Genomic DNA, 6,000 nt, shown 5'->3' with positions numbered 1-6,000 from the left:
CCATGCGAGAGTAGGGAACTGCCAGGCATCAAACAAGTGAAGAAGCCCATCCTGACGGATGGGCTTTTTTGCGTCTGCGGTCTGCGGTCTGCGGAAAATGCCGGATGGCGGCGTTTTATCCGACTTGTAGGCCTGATAAGCGCAGCGCCATCAGGCATGATACAAACACATTCTTCCATAAACACAAGCCAACTATGGTTGAAAACCGTCTGTCCAGAAGCTCACCATTTCGGTGAGGAATGGATTTATAGCGGTATCCAGGCACCACCTGCACGGTGACTGTCTAATACCGCATCAATAAAACGCATGCCGTTCACCCCCTCTCCCACACAGGGAAGATCGTCTGTCTCAGGCGGGGGAGCAACTCCAGCCTGCATGGCATGAATGCGCAGTGCTGCATCGGTATACAGCTGAGCGAAAGCTTCCAGATAACCCTCCGGATGACCCGCTGGTATGCGAGTGGCATGTGTTGCCGCCGAACTTACGCTGCGTCCCCGTGTCAGCCGCTGTGCCTGACCCGCAAGTGGGGTAAACCAAAGCTGGTTCGGCTCCTCCTGACTGAAGACTAAACTGGCTAGAGAGCCGTAGAGACGCAGCACTAGTCGGTTTTCCTCGCCGCTGGCGACCTGACTTGCAATCAGTGAACCCCGGCCGCCATTGGGATAACGCATCCAGACCTGAACATGATCGTCAACCCGCCTGCCGGGGACAAAGGTGTGAAGCTCGGCGCTGAGCGCCCCCGGCAACTGACCACTGACAAAGGCGGCGAGATGCCAGGCATGGGTACCGATGTCCCCCAGGCAACCTGCCTGACCGGCCCGCGTGGGATCGGTGCGCCAGGCCGCCTGTCGATGACCACTGGCTTCCAGAGGTTCTGCCAGCCAGTCCTGAAGATATTCCACCTGCACATAACGCAGCTCGCCAAGTTCACCTGCAGCCACCAGAGCGCGGGCATGGCGCACCATTGGGTATCCGCTGTAGGTGTGCGTTACGGCAAACAGCCGCTGCTGCCGTTTTGCCAGTGCGGCCAGTGCTTCTCCTTCCCCGAGCGTCAGCGCCAGCGGTTTATCGCAGATCACATGGATACCCGCGTCAAGAAAAGCGGTTGCTACAGGGGCATGCAGATGATTCGGTGTCACGATAGCGACAACTTCTATGCCGTCCGGACGAGCAGACTCTAGCCGCGCCATTTCGCGAAAATCGCTGTAACTGCGCGGGAGTCCCAGTTCAGCCGCACTGGCCGCCGCTCTGTCGGGATCGCCAGAGAGGGCCGCCGCCACCAGTTCGTAGTGATCATCCAGCCGTGCGGCCATTCGGTGTACGGCACCGATAAAGGCACCTTGTCCACCGCCCACCATGCCAAGACGCAGACGGCGATTCATGTTTTTGCTCCCAGTCCCAGCAAGGTGGATAACTGAGCAGGATCGAGACGGCTGTCGGCAAAGTCATCAAAGGCATGCTCCGCCACCCGAATGATGTGCTGGCGGATAAACTGCGCCCCTTCAGCAGCGCCGCTCTCTGGGTGTTTAAGGGCACACTCCCACTCCAGCACGGCCCAGCCTGAATAGTCATACTGGGTCAGCTTCGAGAAAATCGCCGTAAAGTCTATCTGGCCGTCACCGAGTGAGCGAAAACGCCCTGCACGGTCCAGCCAATCCTGATACCCTCCATACACACCCTGACGCCCGGAGGGGCGAAACTCGGCATCTTTCACGTGAAACGCCTTGATCCGCTGATGGTATATGTCGATAAACGCCAGATAATCAAGTTGTTGCAATAAGAAGTGGCTGGGGTCATAGAGGATATTGGCGCGCGGATGCGCATCCAGTGCCGCCAGAAAACGCTCGAACGTCACCCCATCGTGCAAATCTTCACCGGGATGTAGCTCATAACAAACGTCAACACCCTGCTCATCAAACGCATCCAGGACAGGACGCCAACGACGTGCCAGCTCGGCAAAGGCTTCATCGACAAGCCCTGCCGGTCGCTGGGGCCAGGGATAAAGATAAGGCCAGGCGAGGGCGCCGCTAAAGGTCGCATGTGCCGTTAACCCCAGACGCTGGGAGGCCTTCGCCGCCGCCATCAGTTGATTCACCGCCCACTCGGTACGTGCAGTCGGTTTCCCCCGCACTTCTGGCGCAGCGAACTGATCAAACAGGGAATCATAGGCCGGATGCACCGCTACCAGTTGTCCCTGCAGGTGAGTAGAAAGCTCTGTGATGACGAGCCCATGCTCTGCCAGCTGTCCGGCGACCTCGTCACAATAGGTTTGACTGTGTGCCGCCTGGTTCAAATCGAACAGATGGGGATGATTGGTGGGGAGTTGCACCCCGTTGAACCCCAGACCTGCGGCCCAGCCAGCTAACCCCTGCAACGTATCGAAGGGAGGGCGGTCACCGATAAATTGTGCAAGAAAGACAGCCGGCCCTTTGAGGGTTTTCATGCGCAACTCCTTCATCATGCGGTGAAAGTGGGTGTTGCGGGGTGATCTGCACACCCCGCATATACATAAACTCAGAACGGTGAATCAGGGAAGTAGAAATCTTTGGCATTCTCTTTGGTGATCAACACCGAAGGAATAATGGTTTTGGCAGGCAGTTCCTTGCCCTGTAAGCGTGCCTCTGCGGTCAGTTTGATCGCATCGTAGATAAACTTGGGTGAATAGGAGACGTTAGCCTGGATGCGTGGATCGCTTCCCTCCATTAACGTTTTGATCGCCCCTTTGGCACCCGCGCCACCAAAGACGATTTTGATGTCATCACGTTTAGCCTGGTCAATGGCCTTGAGCACGCCCACCGCCATATCATCATCGGCAGCCCAGACGGCATCAATATGCTTATAGCGCGTGAGGAAGTCTTGCATCACTTTGAAGGCATCATCCCGGTTCCAGTTGCCGTATTTGGCATCAAGAATTTTCATTTCAGGGTGTTGTTTGATAACGGCAGTGAAGGCGTCAAAACGCTCGTTATCCAGCGTGGTCGGAATGCCGCGCAAGGCGACCAGTTCGCCTTTACCGTCCATGACCTTCGCCAAATATTCGGCAGGCAGTTTGCCAAATGCGGTATTGTCGCCGGCAACGTAAGCATCCTGGGCTTTGGTGTCAGTCAACCCTCTGTCAACGACCGTAACGTACACGCCTTTATCCTTCACCTGCGCCACCGGCTTGGTCAGCGTTGCGGATTCAAAGGGGAAAATCACCAGGGTGTTCATTTTGTTAACCGTTAACAGATCCTGCAATTGATTAGCCTGTTCGGGGGCGTTGGCGGCCGTTTTCACGATGACCTTGAGATCGGGATGTTCTTTCTCTAAATCTGCTTTGGCCTTGTTGGCCCACCAGACGATCCCGGAGGTGAAGCTGTGGGTGGCCGTGGGGATAGAGACACCCAGCGTTACACTCTCTGCCGCCCAGCTAGTGTTGAGCGAGCAGGCAAGGACACTGGCACCAATAATGCGAAGCGCTTTATTCATCAAGTTATCTCCAGTAAATCAAACGGTTTGCCCGCGCGCCCGCGGATTTCCTCTGTTACCACTCCCTCAGCGCCCGCGTTGCAGAAAAGCGACGATGATAATGACCACCCCCTGAACGGCGGCGTTGAGATAAACGCTGATGATGCTGGTGAGATTAAGAATGTTACTGATCACGGAAAGCAGGATAGCGCCGATCACCGTACCGACAATGCGTCCTTCCCCTCCCTTGAGGGTCGTTCCGCCCACCACCACGGCAGCGATGGCTTCCAGCTCCCACAACAAGCCGGTACTCGGGGTGGCGGAACCCAGCCGTGGAACATACAGCAAGGTGGCGATCCCCACACAGAAACCGAGTAGCGCATAGGTCAGGATCTTGATGCGATCGACGCGGATCGCGGCATAACGCGCGACCTGCTCGTTAGATCCGATGGCCTGCGCATAGCGGCCAAAAGCGGTACGGTTGAGTAGCAGCCCGCCCGCCAGTGCCACGATGGCAAATACCCACACCGGGATGGGCACGCCGAGCAAACTGCCATAATAGACAGGACTGTAGATATCCGCCTGAGTGTCAGCGAGCGTGAGCGCACCCCCATCCGCCAGCCAGGTCAGGCAAGCCCGAAAGATACCCAGGGTGCCCAGGGTGACGACAAAGGCTTCGATCTGCCCTTTGGTAATCAGCAAGCCATGCAAGGAACCAAACAGTGCGCCCAGCACCAGAGCAAACAACGCCCCTAACACCACGCCAGTCAGGGGATTACCGGTGAAGTGATTCATAAACAGGATCACACAGCCTGCGATCAGTGCGGCCATGGAGCCCACCGAAAGATCGATACCACCGGACATAATGACAAAGGTCATGCCCACCGCGATGATGCCGATAAACGCAGTGCGGGTCAGTACATTCATCAGGTTGTCGAGGGTGGCAAAATCCGGGTTAAGCAGGGTGCCGGTGATACACAACAGAATCAACCCAATCAGTGGGCCAAATCCCGAAAGGTGCGACCAGGTGCGACGGAAGACAACGAAAAGATCAGCGGGTGCCGGTTGCATAGGTGATCAGCTCCTCTTCGTTCAGATTCTCAGCGCAAAGCTCTGCCTGCAACCGCCCCGCACGTAACACCAGTACGCGATGGCACAAACCGATCAGTTCTATCAACTCGCTGGAGATGACGATCACGGCGCGTCCTTCTGTGGCAAGTCGTTGGATCAAAAAATAGATGTCTCTTTTGGCCCCCACATCAACGCCACGGGTGGGCTCATCGAGCACGATGACGCTTGGGTCCGGGTGCAGGTATTTGGCCAGCACCAGTTTTTGTTGATTTCCCCCGGAGAGCATGCGCGCCCTGGCGCTAAGATCACCCACTTTTAGCCCAAAGACCGTTACCGCCTGCTCAAGCGCTTCCCGCTCAGCGCGCTGATTGAGTAAAGGCGTGGCGTAGCGTTCCAGCGTCATCAGCGTCAGGTTTTCACTCAACCCCAGATTGATATGCAAGCCCTTACCTTTGCGATCTTCCGGCATATACGTGAGGCCATGACGCATGGCGTCGCGTGGGTTGCCGGGCCGAACTTTTTTTCCTCCCAGCGTCAGTGTACCGGCACTGCGTGGCCGCAGCCCCACGATGGCTTCAAAAGCCTCAGTGCGTCCGGCGCCGACCAGACCGGCGAAACCGAGGATCTCGCCCGCGCGAACGTTAAAGCTGAGCTCGTCGATCCAGCCAGGTACTGACAGCCCCTCGACGGCCAGGGCAATGGGCGCCTCTCTGGCAGGTGAACGCTTCGGGGGAAACATGTCGGACATGTCACGCCCAACCATCAGGTTTGCCATCTGCTGGCGCGTGAGATCGGCGGTGGCGGCGCGGGTAACGAAGCGGCCATCGCGCATCACGATGACCTCATCGGTGAGGTGTTTGACCTCATCCAGTTTGTGAGAAATATAGATGATGGTGACCCCATCTTCCTTAAGCTTGCCTATCAGGGCGAATAATCGTTCTGTTTCCGCTGGGGTCAGCGTGGCGGTGGGTTCGTCCATGATTAACAAACGCGCCTGGCGTGATAACGCTTTGGCTATCTCGACCAACTGCTTCTCTGCGACGATCAGCCGCCGTATCAGCGTATTCGGGGAGATCCTGAGACCGACGTCGGCAAGACAGCGCGCGCTCGCCTGTTCCATGGCGCGCTCATCCAGCAGCCAACCCCGTTTGTATTCATGGCCGAGGAAAATATTTTGGGCAATCGTGAGGTGCTCGGCAAGATTGAATTCCTGATGGATCAATACCACCCCGGCTTGTTCGGCGTCACGCGAAGAACGGAAGTGACGGGCCGTACCGTCAATACGCACTTCTCCCTCGCTGGCCTGTTCGTAACCGGCGAGAATTTTCATCAGGGTTGATTTACCGGCGCCGTTTTCCCCCAACAGGCCATATATTTTTCCCGGCGCCAGCGTAAAACTCACCCCATGCAACACGCGCACCGGGCCAAATGCTTTGCAGATACCGACAAATTCAATGGCGAGGCTCACAAGGACATTCCTTG

At 56.8% G+C, this 6,000-nt stretch carries 5 protein-coding genes; all 5 read right to left on the bottom strand.

Going from position 1 to position 6,000, the window contains the following annotated elements; genetic code table 11:
- Window positions 1-245: 245 nt before the first annotated feature.
- Entirely contained in the window at window positions 246-1,382 is a 1,137-nt protein-coding gene (locus AC07NP_RS21525) for a Gfo/Idh/MocA family protein (RefSeq protein WP_494661676.1), read from the bottom strand.
- Window positions 1,379-2,443: a sugar phosphate isomerase/epimerase family protein gene (locus AC07NP_RS21520; RefSeq protein WP_494661675.1), complete on the bottom strand. Its 1,065-nt coding sequence runs from the start codon at window positions 2,441-2,443 to the stop codon at window positions 1,379-1,381. Before AC07NP_RS21520 ends, AC07NP_RS21525 begins: the two co-directional genes overlap by 4 nt.
- Window positions 2,444-2,514: 71 nt before the next feature.
- Window positions 2,515-3,468, bottom strand: a complete 954-nt coding sequence (locus tag AC07NP_RS21515; protein WP_494661674.1) for a substrate-binding domain-containing protein — start codon at window positions 3,466-3,468, stop codon at window positions 2,515-2,517.
- Window positions 3,469-3,534: 66 nt separating this feature from the next.
- Window positions 3,535-4,518, bottom strand: a complete 984-nt coding sequence (locus AC07NP_RS21510; RefSeq protein ID WP_494661673.1) for an ABC transporter permease — start codon at window positions 4,516-4,518, stop codon at window positions 3,535-3,537.
- A complete protein-coding gene (locus AC07NP_RS21505) occupies window positions 4,499-5,986 on the bottom strand; it encodes a sugar ABC transporter ATP-binding protein (RefSeq protein WP_494661672.1) in 1,488 nt (495 codons plus the stop codon). The genes AC07NP_RS21510 and AC07NP_RS21505 overlap by 20 nt, the downstream gene beginning before the upstream one ends.
- Between the last annotated feature and the right edge of the window lie 14 nt (window positions 5,987-6,000).

The sequence above is a fragment of the Citrobacter sp. GW821-FHT07H02 genome (assembly GCF_059418505.1).
This window is presented reverse-complemented; position numbering and strand designations above follow the sequence as displayed.

Excerpts from the sequence above, each read along its gene's own strand:
- AC07NP_RS21525 (WP_494661676.1), bottom strand. The coding sequence starts at position 1,382 with ATGAATCGCCGTCTGCGTCTTGGCATGGTGGGCGGTGGACAAGGTGCC.
- AC07NP_RS21520 (WP_494661675.1), bottom strand. The coding sequence starts at position 2,443 with ATGAAAACCCTCAAAGGGCCGGCTGTCTTTCTTGCACAATTTATCGGT.
- AC07NP_RS21515 (WP_494661674.1), bottom strand. The coding sequence starts at position 3,468 with ATGAATAAAGCGCTTCGCATTATTGGTGCCAGTGTCCTTGCCTGCTCG.
- AC07NP_RS21510 (WP_494661673.1), bottom strand. The coding sequence starts at position 4,518 with ATGCAACCGGCACCCGCTGATCTTTTCGTTGTCTTCCGTCGCACCTGG.